Origin of the sequence: Devosia sp. LC5 (genome assembly GCF_000735585.1) — a bacterium.
In the GTDB taxonomy this organism is placed as follows: Bacteria; Pseudomonadota; Alphaproteobacteria; order Rhizobiales; family Devosiaceae; genus Devosia.
Genome location: NZ_JNNO01000044.1, coordinates 80,273 through 103,170, shown reverse-complemented (window position 1 = coordinate 103,170; position 22,898 = coordinate 80,273). Strand labels below are relative to the sequence as shown.

General features: G+C 62.2%; 20 protein-coding genes. 5 read left to right on the top strand and 15 right to left on the bottom strand.

Annotated elements, in window-relative coordinates:
- Position 1: 1 nt before the first annotated feature.
- Positions 2-664: a glutathione S-transferase family protein gene (locus FF80_RS17825; protein WP_035102879.1), complete on the top strand. Its 663-nt coding sequence runs from the start codon at positions 2-4 to the stop codon at positions 662-664.
- A gap of 202 nt (positions 665-866) precedes the next feature.
- Positions 867-1,853, top strand: coding sequence for a magnesium/cobalt transporter CorA (gene corA, locus FF80_RS17820; RefSeq protein ID WP_035102878.1), 987 nt, complete (start codon positions 867-869; stop codon positions 1,851-1,853).
- Positions 1,854-2,020: 167 nt separating this feature from the next.
- Here the strand turns inward: corA and FF80_RS17815 are convergent, their stop codons facing one another.
- The 3 genes from FF80_RS17815 to epmA all read right to left on the bottom strand — a co-directional run bounded on the left by FF80_RS17815 (position 2,021) and on the right by epmA (position 4,594).
- Positions 2,021-2,395 carry a nuclear transport factor 2 family protein gene (locus FF80_RS17815; RefSeq protein WP_035102877.1) on the bottom strand — a complete coding sequence of 125 codons (375 nt, stop codon included), beginning with the start codon at positions 2,393-2,395 and terminating at the stop codon, positions 2,021-2,023.
- Between the two features lie 68 nt (positions 2,396-2,463).
- Positions 2,464-3,522: a lysine-2,3-aminomutase-like protein gene (locus tag FF80_RS17810; RefSeq protein ID WP_035102876.1), complete on the bottom strand. Its 1,059-nt coding sequence runs from the start codon at positions 3,520-3,522 to the stop codon at positions 2,464-2,466.
- Between the two features lie 10 nt (positions 3,523-3,532).
- On the bottom strand, positions 3,533-4,594 hold the full coding sequence (gene epmA, locus FF80_RS17805) for an EF-P lysine aminoacylase EpmA (protein ID WP_035102875.1): 1,062 nt from the start codon (positions 4,592-4,594) through the stop codon (positions 3,533-3,535).
- 145 nt (positions 4,595-4,739) lie between these two features.
- Here epmA and efp point away from each other — a divergent pair, with 145 nt between their 5' ends.
- A complete protein-coding gene (gene efp / locus FF80_RS17800; protein WP_035103000.1) occupies positions 4,740-5,309 on the top strand; it encodes an elongation factor P in 570 nt (189 codons plus the stop codon).
- Between the two features lie 44 nt (positions 5,310-5,353).
- Here efp and FF80_RS17795 read toward each other — a convergent pair whose 3' ends face one another.
- Positions 5,354-5,575 carry a DUF2934 domain-containing protein gene (locus tag FF80_RS17795; RefSeq protein WP_200877228.1) on the bottom strand — a complete coding sequence of 74 codons (222 nt, stop codon included), beginning with the start codon at positions 5,573-5,575 and terminating at the stop codon, positions 5,354-5,356.
- Between the two features lie 162 nt (positions 5,576-5,737).
- Here FF80_RS17795 and FF80_RS17790 point away from each other — a divergent pair, with 162 nt between their 5' ends.
- Positions 5,738-6,457 carry a class I SAM-dependent methyltransferase gene (locus FF80_RS17790; RefSeq protein WP_152558424.1) on the top strand — a complete coding sequence of 240 codons (720 nt, stop codon included), beginning with the start codon at positions 5,738-5,740 and terminating at the stop codon, positions 6,455-6,457.
- Here the strand turns inward: FF80_RS17790 and FF80_RS17785 are convergent, their stop codons facing one another.
- From FF80_RS17785 to FF80_RS17730, 11 genes are all read right to left on the bottom strand, one after another.
- The gene (locus FF80_RS17785; protein ID WP_081917523.1) at positions 6,458-7,105 is read right to left on the bottom strand and encodes a ThuA domain-containing protein; all 648 of its coding nucleotides are present in this window, start codon (positions 7,103-7,105) and stop codon (positions 6,458-6,460) included.
- Complete coding sequence (locus FF80_RS17780) at positions 7,102-8,721, bottom strand: acyltransferase (RefSeq protein ID WP_035102874.1); 1,620 nt, start codon at positions 8,719-8,721, stop codon at positions 7,102-7,104. Before FF80_RS17780 ends, FF80_RS17785 begins: the two co-directional genes overlap by 4 nt.
- 105 nt (positions 8,722-8,826) lie before the next feature.
- Entirely contained in the window at positions 8,827-9,834 is a 1,008-nt protein-coding gene (locus tag FF80_RS17775) for a hydroxyacid dehydrogenase (protein WP_152558423.1), read from the bottom strand.
- Positions 9,834-11,687 carry a DUF2264 domain-containing protein gene (locus tag FF80_RS17770; protein WP_035102872.1) on the bottom strand — a complete coding sequence of 618 codons (1,854 nt, stop codon included), beginning with the start codon at positions 11,685-11,687 and terminating at the stop codon, positions 9,834-9,836. The genes FF80_RS17775 and FF80_RS17770 overlap by 1 nt, the downstream gene beginning before the upstream one ends.
- Positions 11,688-12,725 (bottom strand): oligopeptide/dipeptide ABC transporter ATP-binding protein, encoded by a 1,038-nt coding sequence (locus tag FF80_RS17765; RefSeq protein WP_035102871.1) that lies wholly within the window; start codon positions 12,723-12,725, stop codon positions 11,688-11,690.
- Positions 12,722-13,759: an ABC transporter ATP-binding protein gene (locus FF80_RS17760; protein WP_244445813.1), complete on the bottom strand. Its 1,038-nt coding sequence runs from the start codon at positions 13,757-13,759 to the stop codon at positions 12,722-12,724. Before FF80_RS17760 ends, FF80_RS17765 begins: the two co-directional genes overlap by 4 nt.
- Complete coding sequence (locus tag FF80_RS17755; RefSeq protein ID WP_035102995.1) at positions 13,734-14,846, bottom strand: ABC transporter permease; 1,113 nt, start codon at positions 14,844-14,846, stop codon at positions 13,734-13,736. The genes FF80_RS17760 and FF80_RS17755 overlap by 26 nt, the downstream gene beginning before the upstream one ends.
- 23 nt (positions 14,847-14,869) lie before the next feature.
- Complete coding sequence (locus FF80_RS17750; RefSeq protein WP_035102870.1) at positions 14,870-15,859, bottom strand: ABC transporter permease; 990 nt, start codon at positions 15,857-15,859, stop codon at positions 14,870-14,872.
- Between the two features lie 68 nt (positions 15,860-15,927).
- Complete coding sequence (locus tag FF80_RS17745) at positions 15,928-17,859, bottom strand: ABC transporter substrate-binding protein (protein ID WP_035102869.1); 1,932 nt, start codon at positions 17,857-17,859, stop codon at positions 15,928-15,930.
- A 91-nt stretch (positions 17,860-17,950) separates the two neighbouring features.
- Entirely contained in the window at positions 17,951-19,771 is a 1,821-nt protein-coding gene (locus tag FF80_RS17740; RefSeq protein ID WP_152558422.1) for a heparinase II/III family protein, read from the bottom strand.
- A gap of 237 nt (positions 19,772-20,008) precedes the next feature.
- A complete protein-coding gene (locus FF80_RS17730; protein ID WP_035102866.1) occupies positions 20,009-21,013 on the bottom strand; it encodes a LacI family DNA-binding transcriptional regulator in 1,005 nt (334 codons plus the stop codon).
- Between the two features lie 190 nt (positions 21,014-21,203).
- Between FF80_RS17730 and FF80_RS17725 the strand changes: the two genes are divergently transcribed.
- Positions 21,204-22,877, top strand: a complete 1,674-nt coding sequence (locus FF80_RS17725) for an electron transfer flavoprotein-ubiquinone oxidoreductase (RefSeq protein WP_035102865.1) — start codon at positions 21,204-21,206, stop codon at positions 22,875-22,877.
- Positions 22,878-22,898 lie beyond the last annotated feature (21 nt).

Below are 22,898 nucleotides of genomic sequence, written 5' to 3'. Positions count from 1 at the left end.
AATGACCATCACCCTTTACGACTTCGAACTCTCGGGCAATTGCTACAAGCTGCGGCTGCTGATGAGCATTTTGAAGCTGCGCTATGACATCATCCCGGTCGATTTCTTCCCCGGCCGCCAGCACAAGGCCGACTGGTTTTTAAAGCTCAACCCCTTCGGCCAGCTTCCCGTGCTTAAGGACGGCGAGCTGACCCTGTCGGATTCGGGCGCCATTCTCGCCTATCTCGCCAAGAAATATGACGAGAGCGGCCGCTGGTTCCCCGATGATCCGGCGATCACCGCCGAAGTGCTGCGCTGGCATGCCGTGGGCGACGACATCACAGCCACCGCCTCCGCCGCCCGCCTCGCACTCGGTTTCGATTATGATTTCGACATCGAAAAAGCCCAGAAGTCTGCCCACCGCATCTTCCGCATCATGGATGAGCATCTCTGGTTCGGCGAGCGCGAGGGCCGCGACTGGCTCTGCGCACCCAGCCACCCCACCACCGCCGACATCGCGTGCTTCCCCTATGTGATGCTGAGCGAAGAAGGCGGCATTTCCCGGCAGGATTATCCGGCTCTGCGCCGCTGGACCGACCGCGTCCGCCGTATTCCGGGCTTCGTCGTGATGTCCGGCATCTTCCCCGCCGGGCGGGCACTGGAACAGGCTTCGCCGGGCGCATAGCTCTTTTCCATATGCCCCAATTGACAGAATTTGAATCCGGGCGCATGCACGATCTGTCGATGGCCCAGCCATTTTCACACGCGAGAAACCAGATGAACCCCGACAGTCGAAGTCGATCTTCGACCCCGCGCACGGCCTTCTCGACCTGACGATATTGTCGGCTCGGTAGTCCGCGCGCGGTCTACCTTAGGAGCCTGCCAAAATGCTGCGCGCATATCACAACGAAGCCGCACGGCTCGTGCAAAGCACCCTTCCGCTCGATCCCGCCGGTGTTGCCGGCCTGGTCTGGCTCGATCTTTTGCAACCCACCGCCGAGGAAGATCGCCTCGTCGAGCAATTGCTGGGCATCGACATCCCCAGCCAGGCCGAGATGGAGGAAATCGAGCTTTCCGCCCGCCTCTATAGCGAGGATGGCGCCGAATTCATGACCATGACGGGCCTGCACAAGCTCGATAGCGAGGAGCCCTCCAAGACCCCGATCACCTTCATCCTCAAGGGCGAAACGCTGGTCACCGTGCGCTATGCCGAACCCAAGCCGTTCCTGGCTTTTACCCTGCGCGCGCAGAAATCCAAGAGCATTGCTTGCAGCTCGGGCGAACAGGTGTTTCTGGGCCTGCTCGAAGCCATGATCGATCGCACTGCCGATGCGCTGGAACGCGTCGGCAACGAAATCGACCAGATCTCGCGCGACGTATTCGGCAAGAAAAGCAGCACCGCCAAGCAGCTGCAGCAGGATTTGCGCTCCATCATAGAGCGGATCGGCGCCAAGGCGGAATTGCTCACCATGGTGCAGGAAAGCCTGGTCAGCATTTCGCGGCTGATGGCCTTCCATATCGCGCCCAATGGCGACACCACGCGGGCCGGGCGGGACGCCCGCCAATTGGTCAAGCTGATCCAGCGCGACGCCGTTTCGCTGGGCGAACATGCGCGCACACTCTCCAGCAAGATCAATTTCCTGCTCGACGCGACGCTGGGCCTGATCAATCTGGAGCAGAACCAGATCATCAAGATCTTCTCGGTCGCGGCCGTGGTCTTCCTGCCGCCGACGCTGGTCGCCTCCATCTACGGCATGAACTACGACATCATGCCCGAGCTGAAATGGGAATTCGGCTATCCGTTCGCCATTGGCCTGATGATCCTGTCGGCGGTGCTGCCTTATCTGTATTTCAAGAAGCGCGGTTGGCTGTAAGGGGCAGTGCTAGGACGCTCTGCCCACAATACGTTTGGGCGTCACGAACATGCCGGTGGCAAAACGCAAATATCGAGCCGGCAATCCCCGCCGCGCCCAGCGGCGGGGCCCCGCGCCGAACACCGGTCCAACGACGCTGGGCGAAGACACCGAGCGAAATCGGGCGCCTATTCCAGCCCGCCCGAGCTCAGGTGTTCATGCGCCACGAGCCAATGCCCGTCGTCGCGCCGCAACACGGACGTACCCCGGCCGCTTCCTGATGCGGCTTCTCCATTGATTTCACCTGACCAGCGGAACTCATAGATGCAGACGGCCACGGCCTCCGAAGCCGCAAGCCATCGTAACCCGGAGATCGCATAGGTCTCGTTCCTGATGCTCGCAAAATTTGCCGCAAGGGCATTCTTGATCGCCGGCTTGCCGATATGGCTGGTTCGATCGCTAAACAGATAAACAGCGTCCTCGGCAATCAGCTCAAGCGTGCCCGCCAGGTCATGGGCATTCGTCGCGGCCTCATATCGGCGCATGAAGTCATCAGGGGTCATTGCCAGCCTCCCATTTCGAGCGTCCGGCAGTCTAGCGCTACAGCTGACAACAGGTGTCAGGAGGCGCCCTACCAAACCGTATCCGGCGGATAGCGATGCTCCCCGCCGCGGAAATCGCGTATGGTGAAACAACCGTCGGTGCCACTGATACTGCTGGCGCCGATATCGGCTTTGCCATAGCCGCCGGGGATATCGAGGATGTAGGTGGGCTGGCACAATCCTGAAATCGTGCCGCGCAAGGCGGCGACGAGTTTTTGGCCGTCTTCGATCGATACGCGGAAATGGCTGGTGCCGGGCGCCAGATCGGGGTGGTGCAGGTAATAGGGCTTGATGCGGTTTTCGACGAAGCCGCGCATCAGTGCCGCCAGCGTCGGCACGTCGTCATTGACGCCCTTGAGTAGCACCGATTGGCTGATCAGCACCACGCCGCTATCGGCCAGGCGCGCAATCGCCGCCCGCGCGGTCTCAGAAAATTCGCGCGGGTGATTGGCATGGACGGCCAGATAGGTCGTCTTGCCGCTGGCCTTGAGAGCCTCGATCAGCGCGTCGTCGACCCGCTCGGGCTCGACCACTGGCACGCGGGTGTGAAAGCGCACGATCTTGACGTGATCGATCCCCTTGAGCCGCGCCATCATCTCGCGCAACCGCCGTGCCGAGAGCACGAGGGGGTCGCCCCCGGTCAGGATCACTTCCCAGATTTCGGGATGATCGGCGATATAGGTGATGGCCGCGTCCATGGCTTCGGGCGTCAATGTGCCCAGCCCTTGCGGCCCCACCATTTCGCGGCGGAAACAGAACCGGCAATAGACCGGGCAGACATGCACGGCCTTGAGCAGCACGCGGTCGGGATAGCGATGCACTATTCCTTCCACCGGCGAATGGGCCAAGTCCCCGATCGGGTCGGCCCTTTCATCCGGGGTTGTTACCAGTTCAGCTACCTGCGGCACGAATTGGCGCGCCATCGGGTCGGCGGGATCGCTCCGGTCGATCAAACCGACCACGGCTGGCGTCAGCGCAATGGCATAGCGCTCGGCGACTGCGGCCAGCGCGTCGCGCTGCTCGAGCGGAGCCAGTCCGGCCGCCACCAGATCGTCCGCACTTTTTAAACTGGCCTTGCCGGCGCCCATCAAAAATCTCTCATTCCACCACCGGCGCCCATAGCACCATATCGATCCGTGGCGCGCCCGTCGCCAACATCACGACGCGATCAAATCCCAGCGCGACGCCGCTCGCCTCGGGCATCAGGTCTAGCGCCTTGAGGAAATCCTCGTCGAGTGGGTAGCGCTCCCCATAGATCCGCTGCTTTTCATCCATCTCGGCGGCAAATCTGCGGCGTTGCTCGCCCGCATCGGTCAATTCGCCAAAGCCATTGGCCAATTCCACCCCGCAAGCATAAAGCTCGAACCGCTCGCTGACCCGCATGTCATCCGCTGCCCGCCGCGCCAGCGCCGCCTCAGCGGCCGGGTAGCGATCCAGCACCGTCACTCGGCCCAGCCCCAGATTGGGCTCGACCTTTTCCACCAGCACCCGGCTGAACAGATAACTCCAGCTGCGATCTTCGGGCACATCGAGGCCTACGGCCAGCATCGCTGATGCCAGCGCCTCGCCATCGGTATTGCCCGCCGTGTCCATAGTCGCGAGCAGGTCGATACCCGCATAGCGTTCGAAGGCCTGCACGACGCTTAGGCGTTCCGCCTCAACAAAGGGATCGCATTCGTGGCCTTTGTAGCGGAGCATTTTGCTGCCTACCGCCGTGGCCGCCAATTGCAGCATATTGAGGCAATCGGCGATGACAGCCCCATACTCTTCCCCCGCTCGATACCATTCGAGCATGGTGAACTCGGGATGGTGCAGCGCGCTGCGCTCCCGGTTGCGCCAGACATGACCCAGGCTGGCTATGCGCCTCTCCCCCGCCGCCAGCAGCTTTTTCATGGTGAATTCGGGCGAGGTGTGGAGATAGAGCGTCTCCCCGACACCGTCATTGCCGATGGCCGTGGTGGCAAAGGCATGCAGATGGGTCTCGTTGCCCGGCGAGCGCTGCAGCCCCGGCGGATCCACCATGATGAAGTCATTTTCGGCCAGATACCCCCGCAATGCCGCATCGATGCGATTGCGGCCCAGCAGCAGCGGCCGCCGGTCGGCATGAACCTGGGGCGTCCACCAGGGCGAAGCCGGGGGAGAAAACGGGGCGGAAGACAATCGATCGGCTCTTTCTCGGCTCGGGTCTGGCGGTTTGGCCGGAATTATTGTATCGGGCAGCACCAAAGAAAAATATCAGCGCGCCCGGCCCGGCTCCATTGCCGCTCCTCTAGGCCGCCGCCACCGCTTGAACAAGGAAGAATTGATGGTCAAGGTCATCGCCTCATCGCTCCGCAAGGGCAATGTCGTCGAACAGGATGGTAATCTGCACGTCATCCTGACGGCGGAAAACGTCCACCCCGGCAAGGGCAACTCCATCACCAACGTCAATATGCGCCGCATTTCCGATGGCGTGAAGGTCGTCGGCCGCTGGCGCACCGTTGAAATGGTCGAAAAGGCCGATGTCGATGATCGTGAATATGATTATCTCTATTCGGACGGCGAAGGTCACCACTTCATGGAGCCCGCCACCTATGAGCAGATCACAGTCGCCGACGATGTGATCGGGGACCAGCGGGCCTATCTGGTTGATGGCATGAAGGTCCACCTCAAGACCTTCGAGGGCACGGCCCTGTCGATGGAATTGCCGCAGCGCCTGACGTTCGAGATCGTCGAGACCGAGCCCGTGGTCAAGGGCCAGACGGCGTCGTCATCCTACAAGCCCGCCGTGCTCAACAATGGCCTCAAGGTCATGGTCCCGCCCCATATCGGCGTCGGCACCCGCATCGTCATCCTCACCGACGACAATTCCTATGTCGAGCGCGCCAAGGACTGATCCTGGCGGACAGGCAATATCAGCGGGCCCTGCGGGGCCCGTTTTCATTTGTCGCCCAGCTCGCGGGCGGCCTGATACCAATGGGTCTCGGCCCGATTGGGCGGCGTGCCGTCGGCCAGCCATTTGTCATAGGCCAGCTGGCGCAGATGCATGTCCTTAGCCCGCAGCCAATAGTCAAAACTCCGCCCTGGCGGTTGCCCGTCATTCTCCCACAGGAAATATGCGGTTCGCCTGACCGTCTCGGCCAGAGCCGTGTTCTTATGCATGATGCCCGCCGCAATGCGCCCCATTGATGGGAACGCAGGTCGGCAACGGGCGGGCGGGGCCGAGGTTCCCCCTTTCGCGCCGCGCAAAAACATTTGATCGCTGGCCTGCCGGCCAACCGCCGCTTATTATCGATCGGCCTTTCCAACCGCCGAGCCGCTTCGATGACTGCCTCGATCTACCCGGCCGATTTCTATGACAATCGCCGCGCCCATACCGCCCACGCCGCTGCAAGGCTGCTCGCCGCACTGCCCAAGGGCCTGGCACGCCGCTCGGTTGCCGATATCGGCTGCGGCACCGGCACCTTTCTCGCCGCGGCCCTGGCCGATGGCGCGGTGGAGGCATTCGGCATCGAGGGCAATTGGGTCGCCGCGGATATGCTGGATGATCCGCGCATCGTCTTTGCGGCGCAGGACCTGGAACAGAGCTTCACCGGCCCGCGCGTTGATCTGGCGATGTCACTTGAAGTCGCCGAGCATCTGAGCCCTGCCCGCGCCGCCGGCTTTGTCGCCGATCTCGTCGCGCTAGCCCCGGCAATCCTGTTCAGCGCCGCCATCCCCGGCCAAGGCGGTGTCGGGCATAGCAATGAGCAATGGCCAAGCTATTGGGCCGGCCTCTTTACGGCTCATGGCTATCAGCCATTTGACGTGCTTCGGCCGCAAATCTGGACCGACGAGGCCATTCCCGCCTGGTATCGGCAGAATGCCGTGCTTTATCTGGATGCCGAAACCACCGAGCGGCTTGCGCTCACGCCAGACGATGCTGGTTCACTCGACATGGTCCATCCGGCCTTCTGGAACCGCGCCAATCGCGAACTCAAATACGCCAATGCGCTGCCCGAATCCGAGGTGCTGCGGCGGCAGGCGCAACAGGCCCAGCAATAGCTAGCGCGCCGCCCAGAGCAGGCCGCGCTTGAGGATGGTCCGCACCTGCGGGATGTCCAGTTCGTCCGCGGTATGCCCCAGCGAGGAATAAAACACCCGACCCGCACCGTGATTGGTGGTGAATACGACCGGCATCACCACGCCCTTGCGCCAGGGATCGAACTCTCCGGAGAAGGTAGTGGTGGCCAGCACTTCAACGGCCGGATCGTAGTTGAGATAATATTGTTCGGATGTGTGTTCGAAGCTGTCGATCCCCGCCATGATGGGGTGGTCGCTGCGGCTCACATCGACGCGATAGGTGATGATATTGCCCGGATGCGCCACCCAATAGCAGCTGGCTGCATAGCGGAACGCCACGCTGTCGCGAAAGCTCGTGGCCAGCCCCATATGATAGCCCGCCAGCCCCGTCCCCGCTCGGATTGCGGTGACGAGATGGGCCATCTTCTCGCGCGGCAATTGCCCATCGGTGATGACCGGGACGACTAGGTCGTTTTCGCTGACATCGGCGGCGCCCAGCGCCTCGTAATCGTGCGTCACCGTTACGGAAAAGCCTTCGGCCTCCAGCAAATCGCGCACCACATGCGCACCGCGTTCGGGCGTGTGCAATTCCATGCCGCCCCAGACGACGAGTGCTTTTTTGCTCGTCACAGTCCCAGCCCCACGGCCTTGGTGCGATGCACGCCCTTGGGCACGAAGGCAAAGCTATCGGCAATACCCAGCAGGTCGGCTGCCAGATGCACTACCGATAGCCACATCTCGGTGCCCTGCAGGCCCGGCTGCTGCCCATCGGCAAAGGCAAAGCCCTCGCCGGCCACCCAGCGCTGCTCGGCCCGCTCGATCACCGCGCGCGCGATGGCCTCGGCTTCGGGCCGGCGATGATCGGTCTGCCGGAGACACAGCAGCAGCGGATGGATGGTGTCGAGCAGGTTGCACGCGGTATAGGTCGGCCCCGAAAATCCGTCGTAGTTGCGGTAATTCAGCAGCACGGAATCGATGGCGCGCTCCACCTGCGGCACTGGCAGGCCGAATTGCGCATAGGTGCCGCGGGTCAGCCGGTAGAAGCCGTTGACCGGCTGCAGAAAACCCTCGGCTGCCGTGGGCGAGCCCCATAGTCCCGTGCCGCGATCCTGATGCAGGGCGAGCCAGCCGAAGAGGGTTTCCCGGCTCCGCCCCGTGCTGAAGTAGCGCGCATTGAAATAAAGCGCCGTACCGATGGAATCCACCGCCGAACCTGCGCTCCAGGCCCGGTCCCGCCAGGTTAGCTCTTCAAGCCAGCTGCAGAGTTCGCTCGCGCTCAAATCCTCGACCGCCGCGATGCGATGCAGCGGCTGGCCGCCCAGCACTTCGATGGCATAGCCCACCGAGAGCACATTATAGAGCGCCAGCCCATCATCGCGCATGGCCACGCCTGCCGCCGGCGGCCGGTGGGGATCGGGAAACAGCCCGGTCGCTGGGTCCTGCAAGGCCTGCAATTCCGCCAGCGTTGCCGCCGCGTCGAGACCTTCGGGCAATGCGCCGAACCCGGCGGCGATCTCGATGGCGTCATTGCGGTGGCGGGCACTGCGCCGCGCCTGCCCATCGGACTCGCGCGACACATATTCGCCATTCTCGCGATGCCGCGCCAGAATCTGTGGCCACTGCGCCTTGGCAGCCGCACCGAGTCGTCCGAGCATGGCCACGGCATCACTGCGACTGGCCTTGCCCTGTCCGCGATAGCGCACGACCTTGGCCGGCACGCCGCCGACAATGGCCATCGGCGGCACGTCCTTGCTGACCACCGCGCCCGCCGCGATCACCGCGCCCTTGCCTATGGTGACGCCATCGAGCACCACTGCATTGGCACCGATCCATACATCGTCTTCGATGATGATGCCGAGCGTCTCGTGCTTTTGCGTGTAGATCGGCACGCTGGGATCGTCGAACCCGTGGTTGAAGCCCACGATCGAGACATGGCTGGCAATCCGCACGCCATTGCCGCAGCGCACCTTGCCCGAAATCATCGCATAGGGATTGACCGTGCTATGCGCGCCGAATTCCACATCGCCCCGCACCAGGGCGTGGCCGGCGATCCAGCTATGCTCGCCCAGGACCAGATGCGTGGTGAAAATCGCCGCGTCCGCCGCCACATAGGCGGTCGGGGCAAAGCTCGCGCCGGCCACCTCGGCCCAATGCGCCTGCCGCGCCCGATGCTCGGGCGCATCGATTTCCGCGGGGGTGCGATCCCAGGTCAAAAATTGCAACCGCGCCTCGCGGTCCGGGTCCATCTCCACCCGCCTTGCCTCACTCAACATCTCTACCCCTCGCCATCTCTATCTTCATCCGCCCTTCGGCACCTTCTCCCACAAGGGGAAAAGGAAACGCCAGCCACCTCAGGCCAAGCGCTCCAACGCCTCCGGCGCCACTGCGAATTCCAGCGGCACACCGGCAACGAAGCGTTCGATTTCTTCGATTGCCATCTGCCCCAGCCGCAACCGCTCGGTGCCCACGGCGCCCGCCACATGCGGGGTCAGAAACACATTGGGCAGATCATAGAACGGGGAGCCGTCGCTGGGAATCTCGGGATCCGTTACATCGATCACCGCATGAATGCGCCCGGTGCGCAATTCGGCAATCAAAGCCGCCTCATCGATCAGGGCGCCCCGCGCCGTATTGATGAAGGCCGCGCCATCCTTCATCAGCTTGAGCTGTCGTGCACCGATCATCGCCCGTGTCGAGGGCAGAGACGGGGCATGAATGCTCACCACGTCGGAACGCCCCATCAGCGTGTCGAGGTCGACCAGTTCCACGCTGTTGGCAATCGGATCGCTGGCACTGACAAAGGGGTCACTCAGCAGCACGGTGAAATCGAAGCCTTCGAGGAACCTGGCCACCCGCCGCCCGATGCGCGAGGCGCCGACCAGCCCGATGGTGCGATGATAATTGCCGATCGGCTGGTCCATCACCGCATAGGTCGAGCGCCGGCTATGATCGGCGCGATAGAGATCGCGCAACTCGAAGACGCGCTTATTGGCGTAGATGATTGAGGCCAGGGTGAACTCGGCCACCGGCACCGCATTGGCGTCAGCCGCATGCGTCACCACGATCCCGGCCTCGTAGACAGCCGGGTCCAGGGTGAATTTCACCGTCCCCGCCGCATGGGCGATGAGCTTGAGATTGGGCGCCGCGGCGACCGCCGCCGCCGTTACCACGGGACATCCCCAGCCGGTTATCAGAATGTCGATCTGACCCAATATGGCCCGCGCCGCGGGGCTGGAAAATTCCTCTAGCGGCTCGGCTCGCACGATGTCGCAGGTCTGGGCCAGCCGGGCCAGCGCCTGCTCATCGAACACATATCTTGTCTTGTCCGCCGCCAGGGCGAAGGCGAGTTTTGGGCGCATCAGAACCGCTCCGCCACCTGGATGGCGCTGACTTCGACGCCCTCCTCACGGATCAGCGCCTCGAGCACGCCCAGATCTGGCGCTGCCGGCACCTCGTCCAATGCAGTCTCTGCTGCCGCACCCGCCGGCAGGGCCAGGGCCGCCGTGATTAGCACAGTGGTGCCTGCCGGGATCTCGGCTCGCAATTGCGGCACCAGGGTCTTGGCGACGATGAGATTGGTATTGGGCAGAGCCTTTTGCACACGCCCCTCGCGCTGACCGCCGAGATCGACAATCGCACTGATATCGCTCTGGCTGCGCGCCACCGCCCGCCCGGTTCCCTCGCTCAACTTATCGGCATTCAGATCGGCCCGGCCGATAGCAAAACCGCCTTCGGTGCCATGCAGTGTGCGTGGCGTGGTAATGCGATGCACCCGCACATGCCAATCTCCCTGTGGGATCAACCAGGTTTCGACACTCACATCGCTCCACGGCTTCCACACCGCAAACAGCGTGTCGCCAGCAATCTGGGCCACTTCATTGCTTTCGCGCACCCGGTAATGCCGGCCGTCATCGCTCAGCCCCAGCATGCCGTCGAAGGCGGCGGCATTATAGGCCCGCTCGTCGCTTTCGACCGAAAAGCCGTAGCGCGAGGAATAGACGAATTTGGCATATTTCTCGGCGCCCCAGCGCATCTGCCAGTTCTGCTGCCCGCTCGACAGGGCCACCACATTGCCTGCCGTATGCTGCATCACCATGCCTGGATGCTTGAGCGGCACCGGCTCACTCGGCGTCACCGCAGGAGCCTCCTCCGCCGTCCAGAATGGGTGGTCGGCCGGCAAAGCGAGCGGCAAAAAGGCCTTGAGCGCCCAATAGGGCGACCCCGCCGAATTGTAATTCTCGCTCATGATCAGGTTGGGATAGCCATAGCCCACCGAGAGCACGCCGTCGCGATTGGCGATGGGCTGGGAGCTCCACCAGCGCAGATGGCGCATGAACTGCCCCTTGATCTCGCCCCAGGACAAAGCCTCAAGATCGGCAAAGGCCAAGGCCCCCCAAAAGCCGCCACAGGCAAAGCGATAGGTCAGGCTCCGCCCGAAAGCCAGCGTGCCGCCATCCTCATCGAACCAGTGGCGGATATCCTTGGCGAACAAAGCCGCCCGCTCGCGATAGGCCGCGGCGCGCTTGTCGTCATTCCTGGCGAGCTTGGCGTAGATCAGCCCATAAAAATGCATGGCAAAGGGGATGTAATGATCGATCCGCCGCACATTGCCGTCGCGATACCAGCCGTCCCCGAGATAGAAGCCATCCAGCTCTTCGAGATATTTCTCGGTCAGCGAGCGATCGAACTCGACCCCGCATTCCTCCAGCCCCAGATCGACCAGGATGCGGAAGAATTTCCAGTTATTATCGGCGTAATCGAACGTCCGTGCGTGCTTGAGATAGGCCGCCAGATTGTCCTTGGCCTTTTGCGGCAGCGGCTCCCACACCAGATGCGGCAGCAGCCGCAGCGTGAAGCCAATCGCCGCCAGTTCCACCATGCGCTGGTCGGTGGAGTTAACCTGCCCCCAATATTCGGGATGCTCCGGATCGGTGCCATTGGCCAGCCCGCGCCGGTAAAGTTCCCAGTGGTCGAATTCGGCGCCGCCCGCCGCTAGCGGCGTCAGCCCCCAGAGCGGCCGCGCAAAGCCTTCAAGGTCCGCCGCCGCCCGGTCGAAATGCGCGGCACCACCATCGAGCCGCACCCGGGCTCCGCCACCCGAAAAATAGGGCAGCAGCGGATTGAACAGATCACGCAGTCCCTTTTCGACATCGGCCCGCGTCTTGAGCGGATTGCCATGGAGTGGGTTGGCACTGGCTGGATCATAAGTCATTTACGCATAAGTCCCGGTCACGGGCGCGTCTTCGTAAGCGCCCTTCAATTCCAATGTTTCGGCAAAATGGCAGGCCGCTTCCTGGGCCGTGCCGTTGATGGGCCGCAGCGCCGGCTTTTCGGTGCGGCAGCGATCCTGGGCATATTTGCAACGGGTGTGAAACGGGCAGCCCACGGGCCGGTTGCCCAGGTACGGAATTTCCCCGCGCACTTCGGTCTTGCGCCCCTTGCGCCGCGTTGGATCGGCAATCGGCAGGGCTTCCAGCAGCACTTCGGCATAGGGATGGCGCGGCCGCTCGAACAGCATTTCGGTGGGCGCATTCTCCACCACATGGCCCAGATACATCACCACCACCCGGTCGGCGATATAGTTGACCACCCCCAGATCGTGGCTGATGAAAATATAGGTCAGGCCGAACTCGGCCTTCAAATCTTCCAGCAGGTTCAGCACCTGCGCCTGGATCGACACGTCCAGCGCCGACACCGCCTCGTCCGCAATCACCAGCTTGGGGTCCAGCACCAGCGCCCGGGCAATGCCGATGCGCTGCCGCTGCCCGCCCGAAAAGGCATGCGGATAGCGCCCCACCGCATCGGCCGGAATACCGACCTTGGCGAGCGTGGAGACCACACGATCTTCGAGCTCCCGTCCCTTGCACACCTTATGGATGCGCAGCGGCTCGGCCACGATGTCGAACACTCGCATATTGGGATTGAGCGAGCTCATCGGGTCCTGGAAGATCATGCGGATATCCTGCCGCCACGGCTTGATCTGCCGCTTGTTGAGCGCCGTCAGCTCCACGTCGCCGCCGGCTTTGGGGTGATAGACCACCCGCCCGCCACTCGAAGGCTGCGCATTGATGATGCATCGCCCCAGCGTGGTCTTGCCGCAGCCGCTCTCGCCCACAATGGCCAGCGTCTCCCCCGCCTCGACGGTCAAATTGATATCGGTCAGCGCATCGAGCTGCCGCATCGGCGCAAACAGCCCCGATTTCACCGTATAGTGCTTGGAGAGGTTCTCAACACTCAGAAGTGTGCTCATGCCGGCACCTCCGCCTTGGCTCGGGTCAATAGGTGGCACCGCGCATGATGGCTAGCGCCCACCGAGGTCCGCTCCGGCGTCACGGTGGAGCAGGGCTCGAAGGCATAGGGACACCGGTTGGTAAACGCGCAGCCTTGCGGCCGGTCCTTGGGCGAGGGCACGGTCCCCTTGATGGGCGCCAGCCGCACCCGATCGGCCTTGCGTGCCATCTTGGGAATGGAGCTCATCAGCGCCTGGGTATAGGGGTGCTGGGGCGCGGCAAACACGTCATAGACGCTGCCCTGCTCCACCACATCGCCCAGATACATCACCGCCACTTCATCGGCGATCTCGGCCACCACGCCCAGATCGTGGGTGATGAACAGCATGGCCATGCCGTAATCGGCCTGCAATTGCCGCAACAGGTCCAGAATCTGCGCCTGCGTCGTCACATCCAGCGCCGTGGTCGGCTCGTCCGCGATCAGCAGGTTCGGCGTGCAGGCCAGCGCCATGGCAATCATCGCCCGCTGCCGCAGCCCACCCGAGAGCTGGAACGGATAAGCATCCGCCCGCTCCCGCGCGCCCGGAATACCCACCTGGTCGAGCAGGGCCACAGTGCGCTCGCGCGCCTGCTTGGGCTTGAGCCCCTCATGGATCACCATCATCTCATCGATCTGGTCGCCAATCGTATGCACCGGCGAGAGCGAGCTCATCGGCTCCTGAAAGATCATCGAGATATGGTTGCCGCGCACCGCCCGCATGGCGAGGCTATCGGGCTTGAGCGCAGCCAGATCCACCCGCGCCCCACCCGGCTCGTCAAAGAGAATGCGGCCGCTGCCGATCTTGGCGTTCTTGTCCAGCAATCGCAAAATCGCCCGCGCCGTCACCGATTTTCCGCAGCCGCTTTCACCGACCAGGCACAGCGTCTTGCCTGGCGTCAGCGTCAGGTCCACCTGCCGCACGGCCTCGATATCGGGCTCGTCGGGGGAGGAGAAGCTGATCGACATATTCTCGATTTTCAGCAGTGGCTTATCGGCCATGGGGGTCTGCAGCATCGCGCAATCCATCTCCGAAGAAATTGAGGGAAAGAATGACAATCACCACGCAAATGCCGGGCACCAAAAGCCACGGCGCGGTTGCCAGGGTGCGGATATTCTGGGCGTCCTGCAGCAGCGTGCCCCAGCTCACGATAGGAGCCTGAAGGCCAAGTCCGAGGAAGGACAAGGCCGTCTCGGCGAGGATCATGCCCGGCACGGCCAGCGTTGCCGCCGCGATGATATGGCTCATGAAACTGGGCACCATGTGCCGGGTAATGATGCGCCAGTCGCTGGCCCCATCGAGCTGCGCCGCCGTCACGAAATCCTCGGTCCGCAAGCTCAGGAACCGTCCACGCACGACACGCGCCAGCTCCGTCCAGCCGATCAGCGACAGGATCAGGGTAATGGCAAAATAGGTCTGCAATGCCGACCAGTCCTTGGGCATGGCGGCTGCCAGCCCCAGCCACAGCGGGATGGTCGGCATCGAGCGGATGAACTCGATCACCCGCATCACTGCGCTATCGAACCAGCCGCCATAATAGCCCGAAAAGCCGCCGATAATGATGCCGAAGAACAGGCTGAGCGTCACACCAGCCAGCCCGATTGACAGCGAAATCCGCGTGCCATGGATCAGCCGGCTCAACAGATCCCGCCCCAGCCGGTCGGCGCCCAGCACATAAAGCGGGGCCCGTGGCTCGGTCACGCCGAATAGCTTGACCGACATTGGGATGACGCCCGCCAGCATGTATGGCTTGGACTCCACAAACAACTGGACCGGAATCTTGGTCTCTTCATCGATGACGAAGGTGCGGCGCAGGGCGACCGGATCGATTTCGGTCTTGTAGCCATAGACATATGGCCCGAAATTCCAGCGCCCATCCGCATCGGTCGAGACGAAATGGATGCCCTGGGGCGGCGCATAGGTATAGCGCGGGTTATAGGCAGACGGGTCCAGCGGCGCGATGAACTCGGCCAGCAGCGCCACGAGGTAGAACCCCGTCACGATCCACAGGCTCACCAGCGCCAGCTTGTGCCGCTTGAAGCGCCGCCACATCAATCCGAGCTGGCTTTCGCGCACAGCCCGCGCCTTTGGCCGCGTGGCCATTTGATCAAGCGTGTCCAAAGCCATCACTTGCCTCCATAGCGAATACGGGGGTCGATCAGTGCCAGCAGCACGTCCGAAATCATTGTGCCCACCACCGTCAAAATGCTCAGCAGCAGAATGATGGCGCCGGCCAGATACATGTCTTGGGTGGTCAGCGAGCGCAGCAGCATCGGCCCGGCCGTCGGCAGGTTCATCACCACCGAGACGATCACTGAGCCGGACACCAGTGCCGGCAGCAGCCAGCCGATGGTCGAAACCAACGGATTAAGCGCCAGCCGCACCGGATATTTGAGAATGACTTTCCACTCGGGCAGGCCCTTGGCGCGCGCCGTGGTGACATAGGGTTTCTGCAATTCATCGAGCAGATTGGCGCGTAGAATGCGGATCAGCTCGGCCGTACCGCCTGTCGCCAGCACAAGTATGGGCGCCCAGGCATGGGACAGGAAATCCCAGATGCGCGGCAGGCTCCAATGGGCATCCTCAAAGCCGGGCGAAAACAGTCCGCCCATGGTTTTTCCGAACCAGATGAAGCTCAGATACATCAGGATCAGCGCAAAGAAGAAATTGGGGATGGCCAGGCCAATGAACCCGCCAATGGTCGCCAGATAATCGCCCAGCGAATATTTGCGCACCGCCGCATAGATACCGATCGGCAGCGCCACCAGCCACATAGCAACAACGGCCAGCCCCTCGAGCAGCAGGGAATTGCCAATCCGGCCCCAGATCAGTTCCCAGACCGGCCGCTTCCATTCAAAGCTCTGGCCGAAATTGCCCACCACAACGCCGCTGATCCATTTCCAGTATTGCACCAGATAAGGCTCGCCCAGACCATATTGCGCACGCAGGTTTTCGATCACCTTGGGATCGACCTGCTCGCCCGTCGCTGCCAGCGACGCCATATAGCTGGTCAGAAAGTCGCCGGGCGGCAATTGGATGATGGCAAAGGCCACAAAGGAGACGGCGAACATCGTCAGCAGCATGGCAAGCAGCCGCTTGGAGATGAATTGCAACATGATGGAATGCCTTGGTTTTCAGGTCCCCCGCGGCGCAGCAGGCGCCGCGAGGGTGTCAGGCTAGAGGATCACTCGAAGTACCAGGTGACCGGGTCCATGGGTGCCGGGGTCGGGAACAGCCAGGCGTTGAACATGGAGTCAGGCACGTTCATGAGATTGTTCCGAACGATGGAGTACGAGTTCGGCATCAGGCTTACCCCAATCACCGGGAACTGTTCCTTGGTGATCGCCAGGATCTGGCGGAACAGGTCGGCGCGCTGCTCGGGATCGCTGGAAGCACGGACCTGGTTGTAGAGGTCCATCTGCTGCTTGGCCCAATCGGCCGGCTCTTCGGCGATTTCCGGACGCGTGCCCTGGAACCACTGCGCCCACCGATAAGCCCACACGCTTTCATCGCTGTACGGGAAGTAGTAGCGCGGCTCCTGCAGGGCTTCGATACCGCCGTCGCCGGCCCATACCTGAGCATCAAAGTCATTGCTCGGACGCTTTTCGTAGAACAGCGTACGGTCGATATTGTTGATCTCGATCGCGACACCGACGCTGGCCAACTGCAACTGCATGATTTCCAGAATGTCGATCCATTCCGGCCGCAGGGCGGAAATGACATCGATGGTGATCTTGACCGGCTGGCCATTGCTCATCAGGCGAATGCCGTCGCCATTGGTCTCGGTCAGCCCGGCAGCCTCAAAGCGCTTGATGGCTTCTTCCGGATTGAACTCGGTATATTGCTTGGCCAATTCCTCGTCATAAAATGCAGATTCCGGGCGGGGTGCGACCTGGAAAGGTTCGCCCTGGCCGGTGAACACCACATCCACGATCTCCTGGCGGTCGAGAGCCTGCGAAATGCCGACGCGGAAATCCCTGTTCTGGTAAAGCTCGCGCTTGACCGGGTCGTCATGGTTGAAATTAAGCTGCAGTACCAAAGTGTTGGAAGCCGATGGAATGACTTCGCCCAGGTGATAGTCACCCTGCTCCTGTCCGTCGAAGAACAGGGGCTTGTTCACATTCGTGGCGATATGGCGTTCCTGGAAATCGATTTCGCCATTGAGTGCCAGCAGCGTCAGCTCTTCAATACTCTCGCTGACCCGCATATCGACATTGTCGATATAGGGCAGCTGATTGCCCTGGCTGTCGACCTTCCAGTAATAGGGATTGCGCTTCCAGGTCACGCGGGCGGCATTGGCCGTCAGCGGGGTCTCGATCACCCATGGATAGAGAAGAGGCAGATCGGGATTGGAGAAACGGATGGTTTCCCAGCCCCAGGCGCAGCGATCCTGCAAATAGAGCGCCCAGCTGGCAAAGCCTTTGGCCTGTGCCTCGGCCGCCGCGTTCTCGTTATATGTCGGGTGGAACTGGCTACAATATTTCTTCTGCAGCGAAGTGATCTGGGCGCCATCCACACTGGCCATGGTTTCGAGCAGCATGCCATTGGGCTTGTCGAATTTGAACTTGAAGGTCAGCGGATCGATGACTTCCAGCTGTACCGGATTGTTGACATTGTCGATCCAGCTGCTCGCTGCGTAATCGGGGTCCTGGAACATCTCCACCGCAAAGGCGATGTCTTCGGTGGTGAAGGGCGTGCCATCGGACCACTTCACGCCGTCGCGCAGCTTGAACGTATATTCCTTGGCGTCGGCACTGGCTTCCCAGGACTCGGCCAGATTGGGCAGCACCCCTTTCCATTCGTGGTCATAGCGGACCAGCCCTTCATAGGCGATGGTCTTGACGATAAGGCCATTGTCGCCACCGCCGCGCATGCCCATGCGCCAGGTGCCGCCATATCGACCGGGGCTGGGCCCATCCACCACCTGCGGGTTGGCCGGCAGGCGTTCCGCCACCGGCGGCAAGTCGCCGCTTTCCACCAGCGCATCCAGCACTGGCGACTGTTGCTGAGCCAGCGCCGGAGCGGTTGCCGCGAGCAATGCCGCCAGGGCTACTGCTCCCGCCAACCCGCGACCAGGCCGTTTGATAAGTCGACGAACCAAGACGTCTTGTTTCATTGTGGTCCTCCCTTGCCCGGAGCTTTTGCGCCGGGTCATTCCTTCCACTTTTGAGCGGCGATACCCACCGCTCCACTGCCTCGAAATCCCCTCAGATCGGGGTAATATCGAGCGCAACCTCTCCCTGCCCGGCCTTACGGGCAGCAAACAGCACCCGGGTCAGATCGAGCGATGGCGCATATTGTTTTTCGACACCGGCATGATGCTCGGTGCTGACCTCGACCTGGCTGGCGTCGAACCGGACCCTGACCCCGCCGTCCGGCCCACCGATCCGCACTTCGCCAGCGCCGATATCGACCGCGAGCGGGGTTACCAGCACCGATTGAAAAGCGCCGTCCTCCCCGCCAAAAACGAAACTGTCACTGAGCGCGATGCGGCCACCGGGCGTCTGGCGATCGAACGCAACGCTGCGCTGCAATTGGTTGAGCCCCGCCTCGGCGGGATAGGCCGCAGCCATATCCAGCGCCAACTCATCCCGGTCAGCGCCAGCGTTGTGGACCAGAACCGTGGCGGCGCGCTCTGCGCCAGCCACCTGCTCGAAGCCATTGACCACGGGCACCGAATGGCCGCGCGAGGAGGTCATGATATTGGCGTAGCGCTCGGGACCGAAATAGGCCTTGGAATAGCGGCCGCGGCCCGGATCGGTCAGCACCACCTTGCCGCCCTGCACGACGATCAGCGAGCCGACATCGTTCTGGTTGTGCATCTCGTCATTGTGCCCGCCCTTGATGGCGAGCCGCAGCGAATTGGGATCGGCCGGATCGAGCCGGGAGATCATCCAGCCCATATCGGCGAACCAATCATGCGGGGTTCCACCAAAGGCAATCGCCTTGTCGGGCAGCGGCCAGGCGTACTGGCGCAGCGGCCATACGAACTGGTTGAAAATCTCGACGCCAAAATCATTGCGCGTCCCCAATTCGGTCAGCGCCGGCAGCTCGAGATTCCCGGCCAGATAGGACAATAGCCCGGGATGAAAACTGGGATTGCTATCGGAATCCGAAAAGCTCGCCCACACTCCCTGCGTCAACACCGTGCGCACCGGGAATTGCGCAATTTCGCGCACGATTGGCAGGGCCAGCAGGTCGATCTGTCCACCCGTCCGCTGGGCCAGCAAATGCGCCAGCACCACATAATTGCCAAAGCCATAGGACCAGTAATCCGGCCCCTCGGAGGAGCCACCCTGGCTGTCGAAGGTTTCCAGATAATCGGCCAGGCTATGCAGGCCGCGGGTGATGATCTCGGCCAGCCGATCCAGATCGGTCTCGAAATAACACGCCGCCCCGACCACACCGGCAACGCACACCGCGGTCCAATTATTGACCTGCTTGGCCGGCGTCGTATGCAGCCACCAATGGTCGTTGCGCTCAAGGAAGGGGGCAATCGTGCGCCGATTGGTCTCGCTGCGAATGCGGGCGCGCAATTCCGCCGAGAGCTTGTCGCCGAGCAGATAATCGGTTTCGGCCAGATCGAGCCCGCTCATCGCCGCCGCCAAATCCAATGTCGGATGATCTGGAAAATCAAGAGTCCCCGCATGCGCCGGCCAGGCCCAATTGGTTTCCTCGAGTCGCCCCCAGAGCAGGTTCTCGGCCGCCGATACGAATTCCCCGCTCTGCTCCAGCCACTCGGCCAGCGTCAGCCGATAGAGCATATTGCGCCGCTCACGCTGCGCGTCCTCATAGCCTTCGCGCCGCCCGGTCCGCTGGAATTCGAGATAAAGTTCGGCCGGCAGCGCGGGAATGGGAACACCAACATCGGCACGGGCGCGCTCGAGCAAGCTATCGATTGCCTGCTGCCCTACCTGCGTCCGGATCGCAGAAAGGCCTTCGGCCGCATCGCGCGCAAACGGGGTGAAGGCCGGCGCGCCATCGAGCGTCATGCGAACATGTTTGACGTTCCAGCGCCGCAAATCCAAGCCGTCCTCCTGCGCATGTGGCAGCCGCACAGCGCGTCGCTCAACGCGATCTTCTTGCTGTCCGGTTCAATGAGGGCCACGCTAGTTCACAAAATTTGCAAAATCAAGCGCTTTGCGCAAATCGCGCAAATTACGCAAATTTGTTCATTTTTCATCGAAACACCAAAGGGATGGGCCGACGCGGGTGTGTAGAACCCGTATCACCCATCGCTGGAGTGTTGAAGAAAGAAGGCCGGTTTAGATCGAGAACACGGTCTCGCCGACAACCATGCTGAGGCCGGTTTCCACCTGCTGAATAGCCCGCTCGCCATCCATATGCTGCACCAGAAGCCGCACAGCCGAACGCCCAATGGCCTCGCGATCCACCCTTATCGTGCTCAGCCGCGGCGTTGCCATGCCGGCGATCGGTAAATCGTCAAAGCCGATGATCGAGAAGCCTTCGACCAGCGGGCTGTCGGCGGCATAGAGCCCCTCGAGCATTTCGACAGCGGCGATATCGTTCCAACTGAACAGCGCCGTGACCTCATGTACGCCAGCGAGCACGTCGGCCAAAAGCTGCGCGGTCGGGCAGTCGGCACCATAAACGATCTTGCCGGTGACACCGGGATTTGCCGCGATCGCCGCCTGGAACCCCCGCTGCCGCTGCAGCAGGGTCGCGCGGGTTTTCTGCCCGTAATGCAGGATGCGCTTATGACCCGCATCGATCAGCCGCTGCGTCGCCATGAAGGCGCCGTAGAAATTGGCCGGAGCCGCCCCACTAACCTGCATCTTGGGATCCGCGCCATTGACCAGCACGACTGAACTGTCAGTCTCGTTCGCCCAATGCACCAGCTCGTCCCAGGCATCGATACCCGCCAGCAGCACGCCTTCCGCATCGGTCTGGGCCATCTGCTTCTTGATCAGATCAAGCGTCACCACCGCTTCATTGACCAGCCGCACATCGAGCACCATGCCCATTTCGGCGGCCTGCGCCCGCATGCCTTCCAGAATACCGAAATAAAAGCCCGATAGCCCGCTCGTGGCGCTGCCCAATGGCACCAGCGCCACGGCACGCTTGTCCCCGGCGACTTGGCCTGTGCTGTGCTTGCTTTTATAGCCAAGCGAGCGCGCCATGCGCTGCACATCACGTCGCACCGCATCGCTGATGCCGATTTCGTTGGCCAGCGCGCGCGACACCGTACTCACCGAAACGCCTAAGCGCTCGGCAATGTCTGACTGATTTGCGCGCCGCTGCAGGGCCACTTCACGATCCCGATGAGCAAGATTGCCAATCTACGCAATATTTGCGTTTTTTGAGCAATGCAAGCCCTGGCGGCAACTTGTACCCATTGTCGAAGCGTTACAGGCCTCCCGGACGCAGAAAAAGCGGGCCAAGTGTTCCCATTGCTGCTAATTGGGCAGCAGTTGAGAACGATGTGGGAACAGGTCGGGGATGGCTGACACGGACGGTCTGGGTGAACGCGAAAGCATGGCATTCGATGTCGTCATTGTCGGCGCCGGCCCCGCTGGCCTTGCCGCTGCCATTCGCCTCAAACAGAACAATCCCGAGCTTGCCGTCGTCGTGCTGGAAAAAGGCGCTGAAGTTGGCGCCCATATTATTTCTGGCGCGGTGGTCGATCCGGTTGGCATCGATGCTCTACTACCCGGGTGGCGCGACGAACCTGACCACCCCTTTCGCACGCCTGTTGCCCAGGATCGCTTCCTGTTTCTGGGCAAGCAAAGCGCCATCGCCATCCCCGCCTGGCTGATGCGGCTGATGCCGCCGCTGATGCACAACCATGGCAATTTCGTCGTTTCGCTGGGCGAAGTCTGCCGCTGGCTGGCTGGCAAGGCCATGGCGCTGGGCGTCGAAATCTATCCCGGCTTCGCCGCCGCCGAACTACTCTATGACAAGGGCGCCGTCATTGGCGTCGCCACCGGTGATATGGGGCTGGAACGTGACGGCACGCCCAGCCCCAATTTCGCTCGCGGCATGGCCCTGCTCGGCAAATATGTGCTGCTGGCCGAAGGCGCGCGCGGCTCGCTCAGCAAGCTGGCCATTGCGCGTTTCGGGCTCGATCAGGGTCACGAGCCGCCCAAATTTGGCATCGGGCTCAAGGAAATCTGGGAAGTCGCGCCGGAAAACCACCAGAAGGGCCTCGTCCAGCACAGCTTCGGCTGGCCGCTCGATAACAGCACCGGCGGCGGCAGTTTCCTCTATCATTTCGATAGCAACAAGGTCGCGGTGGGCCTCGTCGTCCATCTCGATTACGCCAATCCGTACCTCTCGCCCTACGAAGAATTCCAGCGCTTCAAGACGCATCCGGCCATCGCCAAAACCTTCGCTGGCGCCACAAGGGTAAGCTATGGCGCCCGCGCCATCACCGAGGGCGGCTATCAATCCGTCCCCAAGCTGACCTTCCCCGGCGGAGCGCTACTCGGCTGCGCCGCCGGCTTCACCAATCTGCCGCGCATCAAGGGCAGCCATAATGCCGTGCTCTCGGGCATCGAGGCTGCCGACGCAGCCCTCGCGGCCCTCAGCGCCGGCCGCTCGGGCGATGAACTGGCTGAATATGAAAACAACTGGCGCCGTGGGCCCATCGGCCGCGACCTCAACCCCGTGCGCAACGTCAAGCCGCTCTGGTCCCGCTTCGGCACCATCGCCGGCATAGCGCTGGCCGGCGTGGATATGTGGCTGACCACCTTGCTCAACGGCTGGTCCCCCTTCGGGACGCTGGGCCATGGCAAGCCAGATTCCTCCACGCTCGACCCCGCCAGCGCCCACCAGCCCATCGCCTATCCCAAGCCCGATGGCGTGCTGACCTTCGACCGCCTGGCCTCGGTCTTCATCTCCAATACCAATCACAGCGAGGACCAGCCCAGCCATTTGCTGGTCGCCGATCCCGCGCTGCACAAATCATCCGAACACGATATCTATGCCGGACCCTCGGCGCGCTACTGCCCTGCCGGCGTCTATGAATGGATCGAGGAACCCACCGGCCCCCGCTTCCAGATCAACGCCGCCAATTGCGTCCACTGCAAAACCTGCGACATCAAGGACCCCAACCGGAACATCACCTGGGTGCCGCCCCAGGGTGGCGAAGGCCCGATATACGGGAATATGTAGCCGGTTCATCCCACCCACGGC

Coding starts and splice junctions, on each gene's coding strand:
- FF80_RS17825 (WP_035102879.1), top strand. CDS start 2: ATGACCATCACCCTTTACGACTTCGAACTCTCGGGCAATTGCTACAAG.
- corA (WP_035102878.1), top strand. CDS start 867: ATGCTGCGCGCATATCACAACGAAGCCGCACGGCTCGTGCAAAGCACC.
- FF80_RS17815 (WP_035102877.1), bottom strand. CDS start 2,395: ATGACCCCTGATGACTTCATGCGCCGATATGAGGCCGCGACGAATGCC.
- FF80_RS17810 (WP_035102876.1), bottom strand. CDS start 3,522: ATGGGCGCCGGCAAGGCCAGTTTAAAAAGTGCGGACGATCTGGTGGCG.
- efp (WP_035103000.1), top strand. CDS start 4,740: ATGGTCAAGGTCATCGCCTCATCGCTCCGCAAGGGCAATGTCGTCGAA.
- FF80_RS17795 (WP_200877228.1), bottom strand. CDS start 5,575: ATGCATAAGAACACGGCTCTGGCCGAGACGGTCAGGCGAACCGCATAT.
- FF80_RS17790 (WP_152558424.1), top strand. CDS start 5,738: ATGACTGCCTCGATCTACCCGGCCGATTTCTATGACAATCGCCGCGCC.
- FF80_RS17780 (WP_035102874.1), bottom strand. CDS start 8,721: ATGGACCCGGACCGCGAGGCGCGGTTGCAATTTTTGACCTGGGATCGC.
- FF80_RS17775 (WP_152558423.1), bottom strand. CDS start 9,834: ATGCGCCCAAAACTCGCCTTCGCCCTGGCGGCGGACAAGACAAGATAT.
- FF80_RS17770 (WP_035102872.1), bottom strand. CDS start 11,687: ATGACTTATGATCCAGCCAGTGCCAACCCACTCCATGGCAATCCGCTC.
- FF80_RS17765 (WP_035102871.1), bottom strand. CDS start 12,725: ATGAGCACACTTCTGAGTGTTGAGAACCTCTCCAAGCACTATACGGTG.
- FF80_RS17760 (WP_244445813.1), bottom strand. CDS start 13,759: ATGCTGCAGACCCCCATGGCCGATAAGCCACTGCTGAAAATCGAGAAT.
- FF80_RS17755 (WP_035102995.1), bottom strand. CDS start 14,846: ATGGCCACGCGGCCAAAGGCGCGGGCTGTGCGCGAAAGCCAGCTCGGA.
- FF80_RS17750 (WP_035102870.1), bottom strand. CDS start 15,859: ATGTTGCAATTCATCTCCAAGCGGCTGCTTGCCATGCTGCTGACGATG.
- FF80_RS17745 (WP_035102869.1), bottom strand. CDS start 17,859: ATGAAACAAGACGTCTTGGTTCGTCGACTTATCAAACGGCCTGGTCGC.
- FF80_RS17725 (WP_035102865.1), top strand. CDS start 21,204: ATGGCTGACACGGACGGTCTGGGTGAACGCGAAAGCATGGCATTCGAT.